Origin of the sequence: Fructobacillus apis (assembly GCF_023893635.1) — a bacterium.
In the GTDB taxonomy this organism is placed as follows: Bacteria; Bacillota; Bacilli; order Lactobacillales; family Lactobacillaceae; genus Fructobacillus; species Fructobacillus apis.
Genome location: NZ_JAMWYK010000002.1, coordinates 11,564 through 33,455, shown reverse-complemented (window position 1 = coordinate 33,455; position 21,892 = coordinate 11,564). Strand labels below are relative to the sequence as shown.

Genomic DNA, 21,892 nt, shown 5'->3' with positions numbered 1-21,892 from the left:
CCATGGGAAAAGTTAGGTTTATATGATGCGTTATCAACAAGTTCAAGTCGATGGCCTTTCGGTTTTTTACCGGGCCGTTGGCAATCAATCAAAGCCAGTCTTGCTCTTGCTCCACGGCTTTCCCTCAGCCTCGCACTACTTCCGGGAGTTGATGCCGCTCTTAGCAGAAGATTTTTACTGCATCGCCCCAGACATGATTGGTTTTGGGCAGAGCGAGTCGCCCGACCGTTTTGAGTTCACGTATTCTTTTGAAAGTGAAAGTCAGGTCATCCAGCGCTTCTTGGAAGTGCTCGGCGTTGATTCATACTATCTCTATGTTTTTGATTACGGCGCCCCCGTCGGTTTCCGCTTGGCGCTGAACCATCCAGAACAGATTCGGGGCATTATTTCCCAAAACGGGAACGTTTACGAAGAGGGGCTGGGCGCAAAGTGGCAGGATCGCATAGCTTACTGGGCGAATCCGACGAGCGAAGCGAGAGCGACTTTTTCAAACGCCTATGCAGCCGCCACAATCAAAAATCAGTACCTGGGTGGTGAAAAAGCAGGGGCTATCTCGCCGGATGGTTATTCCTTGGACATTTACTACAGTCAAAAGATCGCCGACTATGGTGAGAAGCAAAACGATTTGATTTTGGACTACCGCACGAACGTTGCACTCTACCCCAAGTTCCAGCAGTACCTCCGGGACTATCAACCCGCAGTTCTCGCCATCTGGGGAAAGAACGACGACTCCTTCATCTGGGCTGGTGCCGAAGCGTTTAAGAAGGATGTTCCAGATGCAACGGTTGTACCGATTGACGCTGGTCACTTTGCACTTGAAAGTCACTCGACAACCATTGCCGAACAAATCATTCATCAATTTATGAAACAATAAAGGGTATAACCATGAAACTCACGTTATCCGATGTCAAAAAAGCCACGAACGGCCAACTCCAAGGCGCTGCTGACACTGCCTTTACCGGCGTGGCCTTCGACTCACGCAAGGTAAAAGCGGGCGACCTCTTCATCGCTCTTGTCGGTGAAAACGACGGGCACGACTACATCCAAATGGCCATGGACAAGGGCGCAACGGCCGTCCTCGCCCAAGAAGGGCACGTGCTACCTGGTGACGTGCCGGCGGTTGTGGTCGAAGACACGCTCGCTGGACTCCAGATGCTCGGTCAGTACTACTTGAAGCAGGTTGAGCCGAAGGTTGTGGCCATCACCGGTTCCAACGGAAAGACCACCACGAAGGACATGGTCGCCGCCATCCTCGGGGCCAAGTACAAGACCTTCAAGACGCCGGCCAACTTCAATAACGAAATCGGATTGCCCGTGACGATGTTGTCGATGCCAGCTGATACAGAAGTGCTTGTTTTGGAAATGGGAATGGACCGTCCTGGTCAACTGACCGAATTGTCCAACCTGGCCAATCCTGACATCGCCCTCATCACTATGATTGGGGAAGCCCACCTCGAATTCTTCAAGACACGGGAAAACATCGCCAAGGCCAAGCTCGAAATCACGGCCGGCTTGAAGCACGACGGACTCTTTTTGATTCCGGCAGACGAACCCTTGCTCACCAAAAGCGAGAACCTGCCCGCCCAAACAAAGACGTTCGGACCCGTTCCAGCAGACATTGAAGAATCCTTAACAGAAACGGTCTGGACCGAAGACGGCCAACGGTTTGCAATTCCCATGCTAGGCGCCTATAATGTTAAGAATGCAGAAGCAGCGATTATGGTAGGCCAAGCCCTCGGCTTGGATTTGAAGACCATGGCAAGTGCTTTGGCACGATTTGATTTGACGAAAAATCGGACGGAGATGCTCACAGCGGAAAATGGCGCTCAGCTCATCTCCGACGTCTACAACGCCAACCCAACCGCGACCAAAGAAGTGTTGCACGCCCTTTTAAAAGACGGCGTTTCAAACCTTCGCGTGGTCTTGGGTGACATGTTGGAATTGGGGGAGGCCGGACCAAGCCTCCACGCCTCACTGGCCGATGCTGTCATTGCAGCAAAGCCCACGGCCGTCTACTTGGTCGGTGAACTGACCGTCGATAACCTTGGTGCTGCCTTGAAGGATAAGGCCCCTGAGTTGGCGCAGTTCCACTACCAAAAAGACGAATTGAATCACTTGATTGATGATTTGCAGAAGCAGAGTGAAGCCGAAGACTTGATCTTCTTGAAGGCTTCCCACGGCATCCATTTGGAAAAGGTCGTGGCTGCTTTAACGGGAAAGAAGGACCTGGATGCTTAAGCGAACCGACCTCTTTCCCGAAAAGGTTTCCCGTTTTCGGATGAAACCAAATACCGTGAAGATGGTGCTATCATCCTTACTCGCCCTCGTTCTCATCGCTGAACTGATTCCGGCACCGCAGCCCGCGCCAAGCGTAAAGGCCAAGGCCGCCGAACAGAAAAGAGAAATTAACGTCACAAAGACGGTTTCGGCCAGCTCTGACGCTGAAAAGAACATGGACAAGGCCCTGAAGGAGAACCACTTCTCTGGAACCGCCTTGGTTGTGAAGAACAACAAGGTGGTCATGCACCAGGGTTACGGCAAGGCCAACGTGGCAAAGGACCGACAAAACGGTCCGACGACCACTTTTCCGATTGCCTCAACCGCTAAGTTTTTGACGGCCGTTTTGGTTGGCCAACAAGTCGAAAAGGGGAAGCTTTCCTATGAAAGCAAACTTTCCGACTACTATCCAAGCTTGCCAAACGCCGATCAGATTACGGTGCGCGACCTGCTGACGATGACCTCCGGTCTGCGTCAGCCAAAGCAACCCCAATCCTTTAAGAGTGACCTAGACAACGTGGACTTTTCCGCTGCCAACACCGAAAAAATCGGTGAACCGGGCTCTGGGATTGGTTGGTCCTACCAACCGGTCAACTACCGTTTGCTCGCCGGTATCTTGATGAAGGTGACCCACAAGTCCTTCAACGACATGCTGGACCAAACCTTCAACAAGGACGGTAAGCTCGGCATCGGCCTCTATCCTGACTTTAAAAAGGATAAGAAGCTCGCTGTGGCCTACCAAGTCGGGACGGAAAACGCCCGCGACGTGACCAAGGTCGAGTACCAACGCGAGACGGGAACCGGAAACGTCGCCATGACGACCGGCCAGCTCTTCCGCCTCTACCAGGACTTCTTCCAAAAGAAGTACCTGAAGCACCCAAAGAATCTTTTGGAACAACGACTGCCCGCCCACTACGCCTCCGGCCTTTATGGCTACGGCGACGTCTACGAAGGGCACGGCATTTTCTCGGGATACGAATCAAACGTCGTCATCTCAAACGAAGGTAAAAACGCCGTCATCTTACTGTCGAACCAGTATGATGGCAGCCATTCCTGCCAGGGATTAGCCCAGCAGTTCTTCGAACAATTAACCGGACAAAAAGCGCCCTAAGAGGCCTGGATTTGAATTTGCCGGCCGGGTTGTGATGCCCGGCCGGCGATGGCGTTATGAGCGGTCCCGAAGGGGGCGCGTTCATCCAGCCGTACCAGTCAGCTCAGCCAGACTATAAACCGCTCGACCTTTAAAACGTGCAGGAAGCGCGTTATCATTGAATTGGACCCAAACAGGTCTTGGAGCGCGCACTGCGTGTTCAAAAGGAGAAAAATTTTGAAGTTTGCAGAACTCGGCTTGTCACAAGCCATTTTGAAGTCAATCGAAGCCCACGGCTACGTTGATGCTACCCCCATCCAGGAAAAGACGATTCCATTGACTCTTTCTGGAAAGGACGTTATCGGTCAGGCCCAAACGGGAACCGGTAAGACGGCTGCCTTCGGTTTGCCAATCTTGGAAAACATCGACTTGGACGACAAGAACATCCAAGCCGTTATCATCTCACCAACGCGTGAATTGGCCATCCAAACGGCCGACGAATTGAAGAAGCTCGGATCAGACAAGCACGTCAACGTCCAAGTTGTCTTCGGTGGATCTGACATTCGCCGTCAAATCCAAGGCTTGAAGTCACACCCACAAATCTTGGTTGGTACGCCTGGTCGTTTGCTCGACCACATCAACCGTAAGACGGCTAAGTTGGAAGGCGTTAAGACGCTTGTCTTGGACGAAGCCGACGAAATGTTGAACATGGGATTCTTGGACGACATCGAAGCCATCATCTCAAAGGTTCCTGACGCACGTCAGACTTTGCTCTTCTCAGCCACGATGCCCGAATCCATTCGTCGCATCGGTGTGAAGTTCATGACGAACCCTGAAATGGTTAAGATTGAAGCCAAGCAATTGACGACGGACTTGGTTGAACAATTCTTCATCCGCTGCCGTCACGAAGAAAAGTTCGACGCCTTGTCACGTACCATCGACATCCAGGAACCATTCCTTGGTATCGTCTTCGGTCGTACGAAGCGCCGTGTTGAAGAATTGGCCCGTGGTTTGGAAGCCCGTGGCTACAAGGCCGCTGGTTTGCACGGTGATTTGACGCAACAAATGCGTTCACGCGTGCTTGACCAATTCAAGTCACACGAAATCAACCTCTTGGTCGCAACGGACGTTGCCGCCCGTGGTTTGGACGTGAAGGACGTTTCTCACGTCTACAACTTCGATATCCCTCAAGATCCAGAATCATACGTCCACCGTATCGGACGTACTGGTCGTGCCGGTGCCGAAGGTACTTCTGTTACCTTGGTTGCCCCTAACGAAATGGACTACTTGCGTGCCATCGAAGACTTGACGAAGAAGCGCATGACGCCACTCGAACCAGCAACTTTGAAGCAAGCACGTTTGGGCCGTATCAACGGTGCACTCGACTCAGCGGCCTCACTCGTTAACTCAGTGAACCCTGACGAAATGCAATCACAAGTTGCTGCGTTGACGTCACAGTTCTCAGCCGAAGAATTGGCTGCCGGATTGTTGGCCTCAGCCGCTGGCTTGGAAAAGCAAAACGCACCCGTTACGTTGTCACGCGAACGTCCATTGCCACGCCGTAAGGGTGGTAAGGGCGGATCACGCGGCGGCTACCGTGGTGGAAACCGCGGCGGACGTGGCGGTGGATACCGTGGACGCCGCGATGGTGACAACCGTGGTGGAAACCGCGGTGGATACCGTGGTCGCCGTGATGGTGACAACCGTGGCGGACGTCGTGATAACGACCGTCGCTCAAACGGAAACGGTGGCTACCGTGGTGGTTCCGACCGTCGTTCAAACGGTGGAAACAACGGTGGACGCAAGCGTGACTTCACGGTCCGCGAAAAGGGATAAGCACGCGCTAGCTTTTGTTAGCGGAGTGGCTTAGGGTCCGGGTGAAATATCCCGGTCGCCCCAGGATTTCCTCAAAAAAATGTACGAAATTTAGAAAAGTGTCTGTTATCAGACGCTTTTTTTGTTTATAATGAAAGTAAACGAAGCGAAAAGGAGCGGCAATGAATGTAACAGAAACGCTAGCTTATATTCACGGTCGTCCGAAGGGTGGAAAGAAGAATTCCATGGCTCGGATGGCGGCGCTCCTTGAACAATTAGGGCACCCGGAGGCCGAGCTTCCCGATACCTTCCACATCACTGGAACGAACGGAAAGGGTTCGGTGTCTGCGATGCTCTCGGCCATTGGTCAGGCTGATGGGAAACGAGTGGGGCTGTTCACTTCTCCCTACATCGTGACGTTCAACGACCGCTTTCAGATTAACGGCAAGAACATTTCAGATGAGGAGTTGGTTCGCCTGACGGCCCGTGTTAAAGACGCGGCAGACCGCGTCCAAGCCGACTCGGCCGGCGAGCTCATTCCAACCGAGTTTGAAATCGTCACCGCCATCATGTTCTGCTACTTTGCAGAAGAAGAGCTCGACTTCGCCGTCATCGAGGTCGGCATCGGCGGAACTTACGACTCAACGAACCTCTTGCAGTCGACTTCCTTGTCCGTGATTACGACGGTTGCCCTCGACCATGAGGCACTGCTAGGCGATAGCCTGGCGGCTATCTCAAGGCAGAAGGCCGGCATCATCAAGTTTGGTAAGCCGGTGGTCATTGGGCCGCACTTGCCGAAAGAGGCACTTTCGGTCATTGCCGAAGTGGCGGCAAAACAAAAGGCGCCGGTGTTGACTGCAAAGCCCGTGCCGTTCACGACCGCCCTGCAGGGCGCCTTCCAAGAAGACAACCTGCAAACGGCGGTGGCGGCTTACACGGCGCTCTATCCAGAGACGACGCCCGCAACGATTCAGGCGGGGCTGGATAAGGCCTTTTTGCCGGGGCGCTTTGAAAACGTGGCTGACGGGATTTACTTAGACGGTGCGCACCACCCCGCGGGCCTCGCCGCCTTGCAGAAGACGATTGACCAGAACTTTGACGGTCCGGTCATCGTCGCCCTCGCCGGGCTAGCGGACAAGCACCTCGTCGAAGGACTTGCCCCGCTGGTCAAAGATCAACAGATCGAACTCGTTTCGGTCGACTATTCAGGCATCCCTGGTCGCCCGGCCCTCACAAAAGAGGACTTCGAGAAGGCGGGCTGGTCGCTTTTGACTTTGCCATCCATCGACCAGGTCTTAGATTACGCGAAGCAAAAACAACAGCCGCTGGTCTTCACCGGCTCGCTGTATTTTATATCCGATGTTAGGAGGCATCTATGTCAGACGAAGAAAAAGTTCTGAGTCCAAAGTTGATTTTGAGCATTCTTTCGATTGCCCTTATCGCCTTTACGGACATCATGTTGGAAACGGCGTTGAACGTTTCCTTCCCAGTTTTGATGGAACAATTGCACGTGAGTTCATCCACGGTTCAGTGGCTGACCTCCGGTGTGATTTTGCTGACCACGATGGTCATCATCATGTCATCCTGGCTGAAGGACCGGTTGAAGAACCGCACGCAATTCATGGCCGCCGGCCTGATTTCTCTGGTCGGTATCCTGATTGACGCGACGTCCAACCAGTTCCCAATCATCTTGTTCGGACGCCTGCTCCAAGGAGTCGGTGCTGGTGTTGGGCTGCCTTTGATGAACAATGTCATCTTCGAGCAGGTGCCAATGAACCGTCGTGGAACGATGGTTGGTTTGGCATCCTTGATCGTATCGTTCTCACCAGCCCTCGGTCCTGCCTTCGGTGGTTTCTTGACGGATGCCTTCGGTTGGCACATGATCTTCTGGGTTGTCGTGCCCGTCCAACTCTTCGCCCTCGTGCTCGGTTGGATGACCATTACGACGACGGTGGAGACCAAAAAAGTCAAGTTCGACCTCATTGGTTGGCTCCTCCTCTCCGCCTTTTTCATCGGTGGTTTGATCACCATCGATCGCTTGGCAGGCGATGGCTTGTTTAACCTCACGAGCATGATTGCATTCGGTGCTTTCGTCTTCGGAATCGTGGGCTACTACTTCTACGCCCGCAAGGAGGCCGAACCTTTGCTTGCGCCATCGATGTTTGCAAAGCCAATGTTCCGCCTGGCCGTGTTTGCTGGGTTCATCATTCAGATGATTAACCTGACCTTCAACTACGCCATCCCAATGGGCTTGCAAATCGTCTTGCACGAGAGCTCCTCGATGGCCGGTTTGGCCCTGTTCCCTGGAGCACTTCTCCAGGCCTTGATGGCCGTCATCTCCGGTGCCTTGTACGACCGTTACGGCGCTAAGTTGCCAAACGGTTTGGGTGTCTTCTTCTTGATTTTGGGATGCTTCTGGATGGCCTTCTTGCCATTCGGCTTCGTCCTCTTCATCATCGGATTCGCCTTCATGCAAACCGGTGTCGGCTTCTTTAACGGAAACAACATGACGAACGCCATCTCAAATATGGACCGCGTATACCACAACGCCGGTAACTCCATCTTCGCCGCCATGCAGAACTACTCTGCTGCGGTTGGAATCGCTTTGGCCGCATGTATCGTGTCAATCTTCCAAAACAACGCCACGAACATGACGACCGGAACGGGACTCGGAATTCGCGTGACCTACATCATGGACGCCGTCCTGATTATCGTCGCTGCCTTGATGTCCTTCTCCGTGATGAAGAAGTCCAACCCAGCCGCCAACAGTATTCCCGTTAACCCGGAAGCTGAATGGCACAAGACTGAAAATTAATCACAGATTGTAAGTGAAAAATTACCTGTTTCTTCGTATCAATCCGCAAAGGAGGGTACAGATGAAGAAACAGGTTTTTTATTACTACGAAGCACTGGGCTTTGACGGGGATGAACAGCTGAAGCTCTTTGACCTCTACTTCAAAAACGGTTACGAGATACTGGAAGCAGACGAGGAAACAAAAGAAGACTTCATCTCCGAAAACCCAGCCGTCAACCGGGCCTTACTGCACGCACTAGCGGCAGGTCATTTGCTGAACAGTCAAAGGCGACCCGTCCTCCTGTCCGCCCAGCATTCCGAGGCCTTCGGTCGCTTCGTGCAAGAGGAGTTGGGCGGGCTGAAGCAGGAACAACTGAACCTCGCCTTGCTGAACACGCAGCTCGACGTGATCGCCTTCGAGACCATTTTCGTGGGCACGTTAACCGAAGTGTCCTGTTCGCCCCGTGAGATTTTTCAGCGGGCCTTAGCAGTGAACGCCTACGCCATCATCATCGCACACAACCACCCGTCAGGTTCTGTCTTTCCATCCGAGGAAGACGAGCGTTTCACGAAACGACTGCTTACGGTCGGGCAGGCGCTGAACGTGCCCTTGCTCGATTCCTTCATCGTGACGAGGGAGAACTACTGGTCGATGGCGGAGGAAGACGGAAGACGGTGAGGCCAGACTGGAAACGCGGGAGAGTGGGGCGGGGTCGGGTGTGACTTTTCAGGTAAAAAAATCATTGGAACGTGCGATTTTTAACTTTAAAATGTTAAACTAGAAACAGACAGCACTATTGAAAGGGGCGCTTTATGCCTGCAAAAATCGTGATGATTGGTGGTGGGTCCGGACTGCCCGTGATCGTTAAGCCATTGGTCAAAAAAGACGTTGACCTGACGGCCATCGTAACGGTTGCAGACGACGGTGGATCGTCTGGACTCCTGCGTAACTACGTCAATATCATTCCGCCTGGGGACATCCGCAACATTTTGGTTGCCATGTCTTCAGCCGACCAAAGCCTCTTGGACCTGTTCCAGTACCGGTTTAAGACCAACGACGACTTTCTGGCCAAACACGCGGTCGGCAACCTCTTAATCGCCGCTTTGACCGAGATGACGGGGGATGTCTCCGAAGCCATCGCCAAGCTGGCGGACTACTTGAAGATTAACGGGCAGGTCTACCCGGTCGCCAAGGAACCTTTGATTCTGAAGGCCCAAACGACCAAGGGTGAAGAACTCACTGGTGAAGCCGCCATTACGGCCGCCCACCAGGCACTGGACCACGTGTGGGTCGTGCCAAACGACGACGTGGTCGACCAAGACCACGCCATCGAGGCCAACCCTGAAGCCGTCGACGCCATCCTGTCAGCGGACATGATTGTCTACGGACCGGGTTCACTCTTCACTTCCATCCTGCCCAACGTCGTGGTGCCTGGCATCAAAGAGGCGCTGCAGGCCACACCGGCCAAGCAGGTCTACATTTCAAACATCATGACGCAAAAGGGTGAAACGGACGCTTACAGCGACGCCGAACACCTTGCGGTCTTGGACCGGCACCTCGAAAAGAACGTTGTGGACGCCGTCTTGACCAACCAGACGGAAGTGCCAGAAGACTTCGTCGACTACCAGCGCTGGGGTGAAATCTCCACGCAGGTAAAGCAAGACGAAGAAGGAATCGAAAAGCTCGGGGCCAAGGTATACTCACGCGACTTCTTGCTTTTGCGTGACGCCGGTGCCTTCCACGACGGTGAAAAAGTGGCCAAGGAACTCCTGGCACTTTTGGGGGATGACTAACCATGTCCTTTGCTGCCGAAGTGAAAAAAGAACTGACCGGACGAATCGTTTCCGACGAGGCGGCCAAGCCGGAACTGGCGGCGCTGCTTCAAATGAACGGGGTGACGACTTTGGGCTTCGAACAAGAAGTCCGCGTCCAAACCGATAACCCCGCCATCGCCAGACGAATCTACACGTTGATTCGTCAGTCTTATCCGAAGGCTGAGGTCGACGTGTCGGTGAAGCAGCAGTTTGCTTTGTCGGAGCACAAGGTGCTGACCGTTGTCTTGCACTCCGAGGTGGAAGAAATCTTGGACGACCTGGGGGTCGATCCGTTCGGAATCGACCAGACCATTCCGGCCTGGCTCTTAAACGACGAGGACAAGCGGGCCGCCTTTCTACGCGGTGCCTTTCTGGCCGCTGGTTCGGTAAACTCACCCGAAAAGGCCAACTACCACCTGGAAATCGCCACGCCCCACGAGGGACTGGCCGAGCAGATGCTCGACATGATTAAAGACTTTCGTCTGCCCATCAAGATGATTGCCCGTAGTAAGCACTACGTGGTTTACTTGAAGCGTTCGGATAAAATCGTGGACTTTTTGAAGGTCATCGGGGCCACCCAGACGATGCTTCGTTTCGAAGACATCCGCTTGGCCCGGGACATGCGTAATTCCGTGAACCGTCTGGTGAACGCGGAAACCGCCAACATCCAAAAGATTGCCAACGCGGCCAACGCGCAGGTACAAAACATCCTGCGGATTCAAGAAGAAATTGGGGACCTGGACGAACTGCCAGCCAAGCTGGCCGACTTCGCCCGAGCTCGTCTGGAACACCCGGACGCCTCATTATCAGAAATCGGTGATTACTTAGAAATTTCAAAATCCGGTGCCAACCACCGCATGCGCAAGCTAAACGCCATGGCCAAGCTGATTGAAGAGGGAAACTTTGACCCAGACTCGCTCTAAAGGCGGTTTTTTAAGTGCCCGATTTGCGTTACAATAGATTAAACGAATTGGAACAAAAGGAGATTACTATGTGGCCAGGAGTTATTGAACAAACTGCGAACGGACGCGAGTCCTATGACCTTCCTTCCCGCCTCTTAAAGGACCGAATCATTTTGGTCCAAGGACCGGTGGAAGACGGTATGGCAACGTCCATCGTTGCCCAACTGCTTTTCTTGGAAGCCCAAGATCCTGACAAAGAAATCTCGATGTACATTAACTCACCGGGTGGTTCTGTCACGGCCGGGTTGTCCATCACGGACACGATGAACTTCATCAAGGCCCCCGTGACGACCATCGTCATGGGATTGGCCGCATCCATGGGAACAATCATTGCTTCCTCTGGAGAAAAGGGTCACCGTTACATGTTGCCAAACGCCGAATACCTCATTCACCAACCAATGGGTGGGGCTGCCGGTGGCACGCAACAATCCGACATGGCCATTATCGCGGAACAGTTGACGAAGACACGCAACAAGTTGAACAAGATCTTGTCTGATAACTCAGGTAAGGACTTGAAGACGATTGCCCGCGATACGGAACGCGACTACTGGATGTCCGCCGAAGAGACGTTGAAGTACGGCTTAATCGACGGCATCATGGAGAAGGCTGGCGAAAAGCCAGTGACTTCAAAAAAGTAAGTTCAAGTAGTCGCAAATTAGACTAAACTAGCGTATAATTGTTGAAAGAAAATATTGGAGGACGAATGATGAAAGTATTTGCATACGGAATTCGTGATGACGAAAAGCCAGCTTTGAAGGATTGGGAATCACAAAACCCTGAAATCGAAGTTGATTACACACAAGAATTGTTGACGCCGGAAACGGCTAAGTTGGCCGAAGGTGCCGACTCAGCAGTTGTTTACCAACAATTGGACTACACGAAGGAAACGTTGGAAGCATTGGCAGCTGTCGGTGTGAAGAACATGTCTTTGCGTAACGTTGGTACTGACAACATCGATTTCGATGCTGCGAAGGAATTGGGATTCAACATCTCAAACGTTCCCGTTTACTCACCAAACGCCATTGCAGAACACTCAATGATCCAATTGTCACGTTTGCTCCGTCGTACGAAGCCAATGGACAACAAGGTTGCTAAGCACGACTTGCGTTGGGCCCCAACTATCGGTCGTGAAATGCGTATGCAAACGGTTGGTATTATCGGTACTGGTAACATCGGTCGTAAGGCTATCAACATTTTGAAGGGATTCGGTGCCAAGGTTATTGCCTACGACATGTTCCCAAACAAGGAATTGCAAGAAGAAGGTCTCTACGTTGACTCATTGGACGAATTGTACGCCCAAGCTGATGCTATCTCAATGTACGTGCCTGGTGTTCCTGCCAACCACCACATGATCAACAAGGACTCCATCGCTAAGATGAAGGACGGCGTTGTTATCGTGAACTGCTCACGTGGTAACTTGGTTGACATTGATGCCGTAATCGATGGTTTGAACTCAGGAAAGATTTCTGACTTCGCCATGGATGTTTATGAAGAAGAAGTTGGTCTCTTCAACGAAGATTGGTCAGGTAAGGAATTCCCTGATCCAAAGATCGCTGACTTGATCGCTCGTGATAACGTCTTAGTAACGCCACACATCGCCTTCTACACGACGAAGGCTGTTGATGAAATGGTTCACCAATCATTTGATGCTGCTGTATCATTTGCGAAGGGTGAAAAGCCATCAATCGCGGTTGACTACTAAGCAAGGCGATTAGCCCCAAGTCCAAAAGCTTGGGGCTTTTCTTTAGATAAAAAAGGAGAAAACGAATGGAAACGCAACAATTTTCAGGTAAGAACCCCTTGAATTTGAAGGATTTCTTCTTCAAGGTCCTGTCTGGTTCTGCCAACGGAATCCTAATTGGTGTGGTCCCTGCGGCTTTGATGAAGTACATCATCTTGTACTCTGGAATGGCCAATAACCATATCGGAGCTGAATTCTCAGCAATCTTGACGCTCTTTACCTCAATGATTCCCTTCTTGATTGGAATGGCTGTCGCCATGAACTTCAAGATGAAGATTCTGGACACGGGGGTCGTTGCCCTGGCCACGATGGTGGCGTCCAACTCCATCCTCTGGGGGATGGCCCAACCGGGAACGGTTCACCCGCTAACGGGTAAGGTCATCAGCGCAAGCAGCCATGTCTACATGGCCGCCGGTGCCGGAGACGTTATCAACGCCATGTTGGTGGCAGGAATTGCCGTCTTTGCCATCTGGCTCGTCGACCGTTACCTAAACGGATTCGGTTCAATGGCCATCATCCTTTCCCCAATCATCGTTGGTGGGGGAGTCGGCCTCTTCGGTAAGTTGATTGCGCCATCCGTTGGTCAAATCACGAACTTAATTGGTCAGGGAGTCGAATCCTTCACCAACTTGGCACCATTGCCAATGGCCATCCTGATTGCCATGGCCTTCTCCGTCATCATCATCACGCCGGTTTCCTCCGTTGGAATCGCATTGGCGATCAGCTTGTCCGGACTCGGTGCCGGAGCCTCAGCAATGGGAGTTGTCGCCACAACCATCGTCTTGATGATCAACTCTTGGCAGGTGAACAAGAAGGGAACCACCTTGGCCATCTTCTTGGGTGCCATGAAGGGAATGATGCCATCCATCTTTAAGAAGCCAGCGATGTTGCTCTCCTTCATGTTTGCCGGTGCGCTCTCATCCTTGACGGTGCCACTCTTCAACATCCAAGGAACGCCAACGACGGCCGGATTTGGATTCATCGGAATGGTGTCACCACTCCAGTCCATGATTCCAGACGCCGCCATTCCAAGCACGGTCATGAACCACTACATCAACCCGTTCGTCGGATTGATTGCCTGGGTCGTGGTGCCGGTCATCGCGTCCTTCATCGCGCAGCTCATCTTCTCAAAGTGGTTGAAGCTCTACTCACCAGAGGATTTGAAGCAAGAACTGTAATAATTTCATTTATAAAAGTCAGCCCCGGCCAAGCCCGAGGTTGGCTTTTTTATTTTCTGGTAGAATAGGAATTAACGATTAAAAAGTAGAGGTTTCCATGTTTCGACTAATCACAGACATTACATTGCGCGGTGGTTTCCGCGGTGGCTCCCGTGGTGGGGGACGCGTCACGCCCCGCTCGACGGGTCGTTCGCGCACAAGCCGTCCCCGTCGTTCCGGCGGTTCTGACTGGGGCATCGGGCATATGATTCGACGCGGAATCTTCTACTACTTTGGCTGGCGCATTGGCCAGGGGCTGGCGAACGCCCTCGGTTTCTTCGGGGGCGTCTTGATCATCATCTTCGTGACCTGGCTTGCCCGCCGTCGCCGCCGTTAAGAAACAGGGAAATCGCTAACAAAATGTGGCAAAAGGGGGAGAAGTCATTGGAGCGAATCATCGACATAACGCAGGGACTATTAGCTAAACAAGCTCGAAATCAACGAAACTTGATTTACTTTCAAATCGCCTTTGGCCTGTTTGATGTGGTGTTTGTTTTATTGTTGAGTTCATTGGCAGTCCAGAACCAAGTGGATGCTGTCTTCGTGTTTGGGACGTTACTCGTCTTAATGGCCAATTACTTATTCTTGGTCAATATCAAACGGGTGAATGCCTTTAATGCGTCTGTTCAATATCAGGTGGTTCCAAAAATAATCACTGTGAATGATTTTGCTTCAACCAGTCAGTGGCTTAAGCAGCATCAAATAGCGCTACCGAAGCAAAACATTATCCAGGGCTTGTTCTCAAACAAGCCTCAATACTGGGTTTGGGGATGTATTGAAACGGATGATGGTTATCAAATCATCATCGTTGATCTCTCTCAAAAGAACACGCTCATTGCGTTGAACACCGACAAGAATGAGTTGAATTCCAATGGTGAGTCTGCTTACCTTATGAACTTAATTCAAGGGATTCATAAAAAGATAAGATTCAATCAATCATCCTTCAAACAATACATGTTCTCCCATGTTAATTTCTACGTTCACGAATAGTGCTGCGATGAGTAGTACGTGCCTAATAATAAAAGCAGGCTCACTTCCATTTCGGAAGCGGACCTGCTTTTTGTTTTTCTAAAGAAAAAGGCCAGCACCCAAACGGGCGCTGGGCTTTTATTCATTTCAATTAGAAGATCAAGTTCAGACCGAAGTAGATAATCACGAGACCCATCAGGATGCCGAGGAACTTGTTAAACTTCTTTGGGTCAAAGAGGCGCATCACGAGTGGTGTCAGGATGGAACCGATGATACCACCGATCATCAAGAACAGGCCGGCCGAATAAGAGATTGGTGAGCCAGCCACGAGGTGACTTCCGAGTCCAACGACCGCGAGCACCCAGAGGATGTAGGTCGTCGTTCCAGAAACCTTGATGGCGGGCATCCCGATAATGGAGAGACCAGCAACGGTTGCGGATCCGCCCGAGAGACCACCGAAACCGACCATCAATCCGGATAAGAAACCGAAGCCCAAGGCGACCTTCGAATTCTCGTCGACTTTTTCGATTTGCTTCTTGCCGCGAATCTTCTTTACCAAGACGATGATTCCCATCACCGTCAAGAGAGTTCCCACCATGAGCTGGTAGATGCGGGTGGGGATGAATTGCCCCACGTAGGTTCCGATGACGATTCCGGGCAGCGCAGCCAAAATCAGGCGGTTACCGATTTTAAAGTTCACGTTCTTCAACTTCAACTGGGTCATGAAACCAGAGAAGAGGGCGAAGACGGCGATGAACAATGACGTTGGCACCGCCATTTTCGTTGACATGCCCATCGTGGCCGTCAACACACCCAGGTAGAAGGTGGCACCACCGCCACCAATCAGGGTCACAAAACAGCCAATCAGAAAGCCGTAAAAGATGATATCCATTTCCATACTCCTCAAAAAAAGACTTGGCCAAAGAGGCCGACCTATTCAGTCTAGCACGTTTTTGTCTGAAATAAAGGTCAAAGGGATGCGGGAATCGACCAAAGAGGGGCAAGCCACTCTTATGAAAGAGGCCTGCCTTGAGTGAGGACAATAAAAAAACCCCCAACTGGGAGCTTTTGATTAACCCTTCTTTGGTTCGCGCAACCAAGGACGGTCGGATTCTTCGTTTTCCGTGAGGACGCGTTCGAGCGTGTTCTGTGCGGCGGGCACGAACATCTTCGGACGGGGGTTGACCGGCAAGAATTCGCAGGAAAGCGTTTCGGTGCCGTCGGCCTTCATGTTCTTGACGTCTTCGCCGTCCTTCAACTTGACCTCAAAGCCCATTGAAATCGTTTCCTGCGCGTCACCCCATGAGTTCTTGGGGTTCACGTGTGTGGCGATTCCAAGCAAGCGAACCACTTCGACGTCCAAGTTCGTTTCTTCCTTGAACTCGCGGACCACGGCCTGCATTGGGGAGTCCCCGTATTCCAGGAAACCGCCGGGGAAACCGTAACCGACTTCGGAGTCGCCGCGCTTTTCCAGGAGGATTTCCGTGCGGTCTTCGTTGAAAAGCACCCCGAATGCGGAGTTGAAGATCATGCCTTCGTGTCCGACTTTGGCACGCATGCGTGCGATGTAATTTTGTTCCATGATGGCCTTCTTTCCAATCGTTTTAACTGGGGTTATCATAACGCGGACGGGTTTGACTTTCAATACAATTAAAAGAACTTTACGCCTATAAAAGTCAAAGGCGGGGGCGCTGCATTGGTTGATCAACGCAGAGTAAAGCGCCCAGCATGTTATACTATTAGTAGAAAAAATTCGAGTAGGTGCTTTATGAACCAGAAAAAACCAGCCGTTTGGTACGAACATTTGCATACGGAAAAGGACACCGGCGCCCGTCGTGGGCGGATTCACACGCCGCATGGGACCTTTGAGACGCCAATGTTCATGCCCGTTGGAACCCAGGGGGCGGTCAAGGGTGTCGACAACAAGACCCTGAAGGAAATCGGTTCCCAGTTCATCCTGGCCAACACCTACCATTTGTGGGTGCGGCCCGGTGACGAACTCATTGCCAAGGCCGGCGGGCTCCACAAGTACATGGGCTGGGACCAGGCCATCCTAACGGATTCCGGTGGCTTCCAGGTCTTCTCCTTGGCCAAGGCACGTAAGCTGACCGAGGACGGGGCGACCTTTAAAAACCACGTGAACGGGGATAAGATGTTTTTGTCACCCGAAGTGGCCATGCGCATTCAAAACAACCTCGGTTCGGACATCATGATGCAGCTGGACGAGGCGATTCCATACTTTGAGACCTACGACTACGTGAAGGAGTCGATGCAACGCTCCCTTCGTTGGGCCAAGCGTGCTAAGGACTACCACAAGAAGACGGATACCCAGGCGCTCTTTGGTATCGTTCAGGGAGCCGGCTTCCGTGACTTGCGGACCGAATCGGCCAACGAGCTCGTGAAGATGGACCTGCCCGGCTATGCGGTCGGTGGTTTGTCCGTTGGGGAGTCGAAGAAAGAAATGAACCGCGTGTTGGACTTTACCGTCCCACTCCTGCCGGAAGACAAGCCCCGCTACCTGATGGGGGTTGCGGCACCGGACTCCTTGATTGACTCCGTCATTCGCGGAATCGACATGTTCGACTGCGTGCTGCCAACGCGAATTGCCCGCAAGGGAACGCTCATGACCAAGCACGGTCGGGTCGTGATTAAGAATTCCAAGTACAAGGAAGACTTCTCGCCAATCGATCCGGATTTGTCCTACTACTCGGACAACCCAATCCGGACAGAACAGTTCGGGAACCGTGCCCGGTACGACGTGCCGGGGTACAGTCCTTACCAAAACCTGTCCAAGTCTTACTTGCACCACCTCTTTAACGCCAACGAGCGTCTCGGGGCGCAAATCGCGTCCGAGCACAACCTGCGCTATCTGTTGAACTTAATGGAAGAAATGCGTAAGGCGATTGAAGAAGACCGCCTGCTCGAATTCCGAAAGCAGGTCCTAGAGGACTACGGATATAATAAAAAGGACGCTCGACTTTTTTAAAATCTGTTACAATAGTTAAAACGAAAAAGAAGGAAGTACACTCATGCAAAACATTCTATTGCCAATTATCATCGTTATCGTGATGGTTTTCTGGATGACGCGCACGCAAAAGAAGCAACAAGCACGCCAAGCTGAAATGCGCAGCCAAATGCAAAAGGGATCTGACGTTGTGACCATCGGTGGTCTCCACGCCAAGATCGACGCGGTGAACGAAGAAGCCAAGACGGTTGATTTGAACTGCGAAGGTGTCATCTTGACTTTCGATATGCAAGCCATCCGTTCCGTAAAGAACGCGGACGCTGCTAAGCCAGCTGCCGAAGCTGCATCAACTGAAGAAGAAAAGAAGGAAGACTAAGTCTTTCTGGTCCGCTCTGGCGGGCCTTTTTTGTTTGCTTTTAAGAAGGCAACGGGGAGCGGTCCAAAGTTTGATGAACGCCCCCGCGATTTCAATAAGACACAGAGCGCCAAAATTGTCTCTTTTTTTGGCTAATTTATCCTTTCATTTTTATTCTGAGGCGTTATACTGTACTGATAAAAACGACTGATGCAAACACCAGCCGATAAAAATTCTGCCATTTTACTGGAGAAAATCATTATGTCTCTACTCATTACCTATATCAAACCCTACTGGAAGAAAGCCACGCTGGCCGCCTTGTCCGTCGTGACGATGGCCTTGGCTTCTTTGCTGCAACCCCAGTTTTTAAGCAAGATCATGGAAGCCATCATCAAGGATGACAGCGACGTGGTGCTTTCAAACGGCATCTTCCTGCTCGGGCTCGCTTTGCTCGGGATGGTTGCCGGAATCTCCGGAACATACTTCTCCTCGCGGGTTTCCCAGGCGGTGGCCGCTGATATCCGTGCCGCTGAATACGAAAAGATTCAGGCCTTCTCACTGGAACAGGTGCAATCCTACACCTCCGCCAACCTCGTGGTCCGCTTGACCAACGACGTGAACCAGGTGCAACAGCTGGTCATGCAGGTGCTCCAAATGGTGCTCCGCGTTCCCATCCTCTTGATTGGTGCCATCGTCTTGTCCATCTGGACGATTCCAAGCCTCTGGTGGGTTGTGCTTTTGATGATCGTCTTGATCATCGCTTCTTCCGGTCGCATCTTTTCCATCATGGGCAAGTCCTTCCAGAAGATTCAGAGCCTGATCGACCAGAACAACACGCTGGCCCAGGAAAACCTGGCCGGTGTGCGCGTCGTGAAGTCCTTCAATCAGGAAGCAGCCGAAGAAAAGGGCTTTTCCGATAACACGCAAGAACTGACCGACGTGAACCAGAAGATTGGCTACCTCTTCAACCTGATGTTCCCAATCTTCATGCTGATTTCATACGCCGCCATCATGCTGGCACTCCTCATGATTTCCGGCACGGTGGTCAAGAATCCGGACCAGCTCGCGAAAATCACGCCCTTCATCACCTACCTGAACCAGATTCTGTTTGGCCTCATGATGATGGGGATGATTTCAACCATCACCTCCCGTGGTTTCGTTTCTCTGAAGCGAATCGGCGCTGTTTTGGCTGAAAAAACGGAAGAAGATGCCCCAGTCCAAAGCGACCAGGCGGCCGCTTCCGAAGCCGTCCACCAAGGTACCAACGCCGACGTTTCAAAAGACGTGGCTTCTGGCGACTTCCTCGCCCAAGGCCTCTCTGTTTCAGGCCTCGACTTCGCCTACGCTGACGCTGACGAAAACACGTTGACCGACATCTCCTTCGACCTGGCCGCCGGCCAAACGCTCGGGGTTGTCGGCTCCACCGGTTCCGGTAAGTCGACTTTGGCCCTCGTCTTGGCCCGACTCTACCAAGCCACCCGTGGACAAGTCTCCGTGGATGGTCAAGATATCAACAACCTGGGCAAGGACGACTGGCGCCAGCACGTATCAATTGTGATGCAAAAGCCCGTCTTGTTCTCGGGAACCATCCGCAAGAACATTCAGATGGGAAAGGCCGACGCCTCCGACGCAGAGATTATGGACGCGGTGACGGCCGCCCAAGCGGCCGACTTTGTCAGCCAGTACGACGACGGACTCGACCACGAAATTTCCGAACGCTCCGCCAACCTGTCCGGTGGGCAGAAGCAACGTTTGTCGCTCGCCCGCGCGCTCGTGAAAAAGCCGCGCCTGCTCATCTTGGATGACTCGACCTCAGCGCTCGACGCCCGCTCCGAAAAGCGCGTGCAGGACATCTTGGAAGCCGACTACGGTCAGACGACCAAGGTTATCATCGCCGAAAAGATTGCGTCCATCATTCACGCCGATCAGATTCTCGTCTTGGATGAGGGTCGCGTGGTCGGTCAGGGAACGCACCAGGAACTCTTAACAAACAGCGCACTCTACCAAGAAATTTTTGAAAGCCAGAAGGGAAAGGAGGCAAAGCATGACTAAGTTGAAAAAAGCCATTGTCTACTTTTTGACCTACCTGAAGCCTTTCTGGCGCGGCCTGCTCATCGCCATGGCGATGACGGCCATTGGGACCTACGCCCAGATTAAGGCGCCCCTTTATTTGGGAGACGCCATCTCCGGCCTGGCCCACTACGTGACCGATTCGTTCACGCCGGGGAAGAGCGCCTCTTTGACGGACTTCTACCATGCCATACTCGGGATGGGGGCCTTCTACCTCCTGTCCGAATTCGGGCTCGTGGTTTCCGGTTTCATCACGTCGAAGATTTCGTCCGAATCCGTCGGCAGCATGCGCCGCGGACTCTTCGGCAAGCTCCAAAAGCTGCCGGTTGCTTACTTCGACAAGCACCAGGACGGAAAAATTCTGTCACTGTTCACCTCCGATTTGGACAACGTCTTTAACGCGATGAACCAGGGGGTCTTCCAGATTTTCTCCCAGGGACTTTTGTTCCTCGGCATCATTTGGATGATGCTGTCAAAGTCGGTGATGATGGCCCTCGTGACGATGGCCCTGTCACCGGTCGCCATCCTTGTGGCACTCTTCATCATGAAGAAGGCCCGCAAGCAAATTGAAATCCAGCAGGCCGCCACGGGTGAACTGAACGGTTACATCAACGAGCAGTTGGCCGGCCAGGCGGTGTTGCTCGCCGAAGGCCGCCAGCAGGAATCCATCGAGACCTTCAAGCCATACAACGCCAAGGTGCGGGCTGCCACGCAGAAGGGGCAGTTCTACTCCGGATTGCTTTCACCTTTGATGCAGGGCTTCTCCCTGTTGAACCTGGCCATTGTTATCTTCTTCGGATCATGGCTCGTCTTGCACAACGGCATGGACAAGGCCAGCGGACTTGCCTTGGTTGTTGTCTTCGTGACCTACTCCCAGCAGTACTTCCAACCCATCTCCCAAATCACGGCCATCTACAATCCTTTGCAGCTGGCGGTGACCGGTGCCAACCGGATTACGGACGTCTTGGAAAAGGACAACGAAGTGGACACGGGTTCTGTTGAAGCCGGTCCGTTGGAAGAGGGCGTGCAACTGCAGCACGTGGACTTCGCCTACCAACCTGACCGCCCAATCTTGAAGGACGTGTCCATCGATGTGAAGAAGGGGCAGATGGTCGCCCTTGTCGGACCAACTGGTTCCGGTAAGACGACCGTCATGAACTTGCTCAACCGCTTCTACGACTTGAACGGCGGAAAGGTGTTGTATGACGGCCGGCCCCTGGCCGACTTTACCCTCCAGAGCCTTCGTGACCACGTCGGAATCGTTCTGCAGGAATCCGTCATCTTCTCGAAGACGATTTTTGAAAACATTGCCTACGGAAAGCCGGACGCGACCCAAGAGGAAGTGGAGGCCGCCGCTAAGCAGGCGAACATCCACGACTTCATCGTTTCTTTGAAGGACGGTTACCAGACCAAAGTCACTGGCGCGGACAATTTGTTCTCAACCGGTCAAAAGCAGCTGCTTTCGATTGCGCGAACGATTTTGACGAATCCTGATTTGTTGATTTTGGACGAGGCCACGGCCAACGTTGACACGGTGACCGAGGAAAAGATTCAGGCTGCCATGGAAAACGTGATGAAGGACCGCACGTCCTTTGTCATTGCCCACCGCCTGAAGACCATTCTTTCGGCCGACGTTATCGTTGTGCTGAAGGACGGTCAAGTCATCGAGCAGGGAAGCCACCAGGAGCTCTTGAACCAAAAGGGCTTCTATTCCGAGCTCTACTACAACCAAATGGTATTTGAATAAGGCTGAAAAGGAACCACCGTTAACCCGGTGGTTCCTTTTGGCTGCTACCTGGTAAAATGGTATAATAATAGCACT

General features: G+C 52.4%; 20 protein-coding genes. 18 read left to right on the top strand and 2 right to left on the bottom strand.

All coding sequences use genetic code 11. The annotated features are described in order from the left end of the window. Window positions 1-22 precede the first annotated feature (22 nt). From NFX39_RS01915 to NFX39_RS01850, 14 genes are all read left to right on the top strand, one after another. Window positions 23-874 carry an alpha/beta fold hydrolase gene (locus NFX39_RS01915; protein ID WP_252442512.1) on the top strand — a complete coding sequence of 284 codons (852 nt, stop codon included), beginning with the start codon at window positions 23-25 and terminating at the stop codon, window positions 872-874. 11 nt (window positions 875-885) lie between these two features. Then, entirely contained in the window at window positions 886-2,238 is a 1,353-nt protein-coding gene (locus NFX39_RS01910; RefSeq protein WP_252442510.1) for a UDP-N-acetylmuramoyl-tripeptide--D-alanyl-D-alanine ligase, read from the top strand. After that, complete coding sequence (locus NFX39_RS01905) at window positions 2,231-3,388, top strand: serine hydrolase domain-containing protein (protein ID WP_252442508.1); 1,158 nt, start codon at window positions 2,231-2,233, stop codon at window positions 3,386-3,388. Before NFX39_RS01910 ends, NFX39_RS01905 begins: the two co-directional genes overlap by 8 nt. A gap of 216 nt (window positions 3,389-3,604) precedes the next feature. Continuing rightward, the gene (gene cshA / locus NFX39_RS01900) at window positions 3,605-5,203 is read left to right on the top strand and encodes a degradosome RNA helicase CshA (RefSeq protein ID WP_256469571.1); all 1,599 of its coding nucleotides are present in this window, start codon (window positions 3,605-3,607) and stop codon (window positions 5,201-5,203) included. A 161-nt stretch (window positions 5,204-5,364) separates the two neighbouring features. After that, window positions 5,365-6,582, top strand: a complete 1,218-nt coding sequence (locus NFX39_RS01895) for a bifunctional folylpolyglutamate synthase/dihydrofolate synthase (protein WP_252442506.1) — start codon at window positions 5,365-5,367, stop codon at window positions 6,580-6,582. Further along, window positions 6,558-7,997, top strand: a complete 1,440-nt coding sequence (locus NFX39_RS01890) for an MFS transporter (protein ID WP_252442504.1) — start codon at window positions 6,558-6,560, stop codon at window positions 7,995-7,997. Before NFX39_RS01895 ends, NFX39_RS01890 begins: the two co-directional genes overlap by 25 nt. Window positions 7,998-8,058: 61 nt before the next feature. Further along, window positions 8,059-8,655: a JAB domain-containing protein gene (locus NFX39_RS01885; protein ID WP_252442502.1), complete on the top strand. Its 597-nt coding sequence runs from the start codon at window positions 8,059-8,061 to the stop codon at window positions 8,653-8,655. A 134-nt stretch (window positions 8,656-8,789) separates the two neighbouring features. Beyond that, window positions 8,790-9,770, top strand: coding sequence for a gluconeogenesis factor YvcK family protein (locus NFX39_RS01880; RefSeq protein ID WP_252442500.1), 981 nt, complete (start codon window positions 8,790-8,792; stop codon window positions 9,768-9,770). Between the two features lie 2 nt (window positions 9,771-9,772). Then, window positions 9,773-10,714 (top strand): DNA-binding protein WhiA, encoded by a 942-nt coding sequence (gene whiA, locus NFX39_RS01875; RefSeq protein ID WP_252442498.1) that lies wholly within the window; start codon window positions 9,773-9,775, stop codon window positions 10,712-10,714. A gap of 62 nt (window positions 10,715-10,776) precedes the next feature. Beyond that, window positions 10,777-11,391, top strand: coding sequence for an ATP-dependent Clp protease proteolytic subunit (locus tag NFX39_RS01870; RefSeq protein WP_338030499.1), 615 nt, complete (start codon window positions 10,777-10,779; stop codon window positions 11,389-11,391). 68 nt (window positions 11,392-11,459) lie between these two features. Continuing rightward, window positions 11,460-12,455, top strand: coding sequence for a D-2-hydroxyacid dehydrogenase (locus NFX39_RS01865; RefSeq protein ID WP_252443018.1), 996 nt, complete (start codon window positions 11,460-11,462; stop codon window positions 12,453-12,455). Window positions 12,456-12,520: 65 nt separating this feature from the next. Next, window positions 12,521-13,672: a PTS sugar transporter subunit IIC gene (locus NFX39_RS01860; RefSeq protein WP_252442494.1), complete on the top strand. Its 1,152-nt coding sequence runs from the start codon at window positions 12,521-12,523 to the stop codon at window positions 13,670-13,672. Between the two features lie 97 nt (window positions 13,673-13,769). After that, complete coding sequence (locus tag NFX39_RS01855; RefSeq protein ID WP_252442492.1) at window positions 13,770-14,048, top strand: hypothetical protein; 279 nt, start codon at window positions 13,770-13,772, stop codon at window positions 14,046-14,048. Between the two features lie 23 nt (window positions 14,049-14,071). Beyond that, on the top strand, window positions 14,072-14,701 hold the full coding sequence (locus tag NFX39_RS01850) for a hypothetical protein (protein WP_252442490.1): 630 nt from the start codon (window positions 14,072-14,074) through the stop codon (window positions 14,699-14,701). A 130-nt stretch (window positions 14,702-14,831) separates the two neighbouring features. Here NFX39_RS01850 and NFX39_RS01845 read toward each other — a convergent pair whose 3' ends face one another. Continuing rightward, a complete protein-coding gene (locus tag NFX39_RS01845; RefSeq protein WP_252442488.1) occupies window positions 14,832-15,572 on the bottom strand; it encodes a sulfite exporter TauE/SafE family protein in 741 nt (246 codons plus the stop codon). Window positions 15,573-15,752: 180 nt separating this feature from the next. Then, window positions 15,753-16,262 (bottom strand): NUDIX domain-containing protein, encoded by a 510-nt coding sequence (locus NFX39_RS01840; protein WP_252442486.1) that lies wholly within the window; start codon window positions 16,260-16,262, stop codon window positions 15,753-15,755. A gap of 186 nt (window positions 16,263-16,448) precedes the next feature. Here NFX39_RS01840 and tgt point away from each other — a divergent pair, with 186 nt between their 5' ends. The 4 genes from tgt (at window position 16,449) to NFX39_RS01820 (ending at window position 21,817) form a co-directional block, all read left to right on the top strand. Further along, window positions 16,449-17,666, top strand: coding sequence for a tRNA guanosine(34) transglycosylase Tgt (tgt, locus tag NFX39_RS01835; RefSeq protein ID WP_252442485.1), 1,218 nt, complete (start codon window positions 16,449-16,451; stop codon window positions 17,664-17,666). Window positions 17,667-17,709: 43 nt separating this feature from the next. Then, window positions 17,710-18,021: a preprotein translocase subunit YajC gene (yajC, locus tag NFX39_RS01830; protein ID WP_252442484.1), complete on the top strand. Its 312-nt coding sequence runs from the start codon at window positions 17,710-17,712 to the stop codon at window positions 18,019-18,021. A 240-nt stretch (window positions 18,022-18,261) separates the two neighbouring features. Continuing rightward, window positions 18,262-20,052, top strand: a complete 1,791-nt coding sequence (locus NFX39_RS01825) for an ABC transporter ATP-binding protein (protein WP_252442482.1) — start codon at window positions 18,262-18,264, stop codon at window positions 20,050-20,052. Beyond that, window positions 20,045-21,817, top strand: coding sequence for an ABC transporter ATP-binding protein (locus NFX39_RS01820; protein ID WP_252442480.1), 1,773 nt, complete (start codon window positions 20,045-20,047; stop codon window positions 21,815-21,817). The genes NFX39_RS01825 and NFX39_RS01820 overlap by 8 nt, the downstream gene beginning before the upstream one ends. The last annotated feature ends 75 nt before the right edge of the window (window positions 21,818-21,892 follow it).

What these genes read in the sequence shown, in the direction of transcription:
- whiA (WP_252442498.1), top strand. Translation starts at nt 9,773, where the DNA reads ATGTCCTTTGCTGCCGAAGTGAAAAAAGAACTGACCGGACGAATCGTT.
- NFX39_RS01895 (WP_252442506.1), top strand. Translation starts at nt 5,365, where the DNA reads ATGAATGTAACAGAAACGCTAGCTTATATTCACGGTCGTCCGAAGGGT.
- NFX39_RS01850 (WP_252442490.1), top strand. Translation starts at nt 14,072, where the DNA reads ATGTGGCAAAAGGGGGAGAAGTCATTGGAGCGAATCATCGACATAACG.
- NFX39_RS01845 (WP_252442488.1), bottom strand. Translation starts at nt 15,572, where the DNA reads ATGGATATCATCTTTTACGGCTTTCTGATTGGCTGTTTTGTGACCCTG.
- NFX39_RS01910 (WP_252442510.1), top strand. Translation starts at nt 886, where the DNA reads ATGAAACTCACGTTATCCGATGTCAAAAAAGCCACGAACGGCCAACTC.
- NFX39_RS01820 (WP_252442480.1), top strand. Translation starts at nt 20,045, where the DNA reads ATGACTAAGTTGAAAAAAGCCATTGTCTACTTTTTGACCTACCTGAAG.
- NFX39_RS01915 (WP_252442512.1), top strand. Translation starts at nt 23, where the DNA reads ATGATGCGTTATCAACAAGTTCAAGTCGATGGCCTTTCGGTTTTTTAC.
- NFX39_RS01890 (WP_252442504.1), top strand. Translation starts at nt 6,558, where the DNA reads ATGTCAGACGAAGAAAAAGTTCTGAGTCCAAAGTTGATTTTGAGCATT.
- NFX39_RS01865 (WP_252443018.1), top strand. Translation starts at nt 11,460, where the DNA reads ATGAAAGTATTTGCATACGGAATTCGTGATGACGAAAAGCCAGCTTTG.
- tgt (WP_252442485.1), top strand. Translation starts at nt 16,449, where the DNA reads ATGAACCAGAAAAAACCAGCCGTTTGGTACGAACATTTGCATACGGAA.
- yajC (WP_252442484.1), top strand. Translation starts at nt 17,710, where the DNA reads ATGCAAAACATTCTATTGCCAATTATCATCGTTATCGTGATGGTTTTC.
- NFX39_RS01880 (WP_252442500.1), top strand. Translation starts at nt 8,790, where the DNA reads ATGCCTGCAAAAATCGTGATGATTGGTGGTGGGTCCGGACTGCCCGTG.
- NFX39_RS01840 (WP_252442486.1), bottom strand. Translation starts at nt 16,262, where the DNA reads ATGGAACAAAATTACATCGCACGCATGCGTGCCAAAGTCGGACACGAA.
- NFX39_RS01825 (WP_252442482.1), top strand. Translation starts at nt 18,262, where the DNA reads ATGTCTCTACTCATTACCTATATCAAACCCTACTGGAAGAAAGCCACG.
- NFX39_RS01860 (WP_252442494.1), top strand. Translation starts at nt 12,521, where the DNA reads ATGGAAACGCAACAATTTTCAGGTAAGAACCCCTTGAATTTGAAGGAT.
- NFX39_RS01855 (WP_252442492.1), top strand. Translation starts at nt 13,770, where the DNA reads ATGTTTCGACTAATCACAGACATTACATTGCGCGGTGGTTTCCGCGGT.
- NFX39_RS01905 (WP_252442508.1), top strand. Translation starts at nt 2,231, where the DNA reads ATGCTTAAGCGAACCGACCTCTTTCCCGAAAAGGTTTCCCGTTTTCGG.
- NFX39_RS01885 (WP_252442502.1), top strand. Translation starts at nt 8,059, where the DNA reads ATGAAGAAACAGGTTTTTTATTACTACGAAGCACTGGGCTTTGACGGG.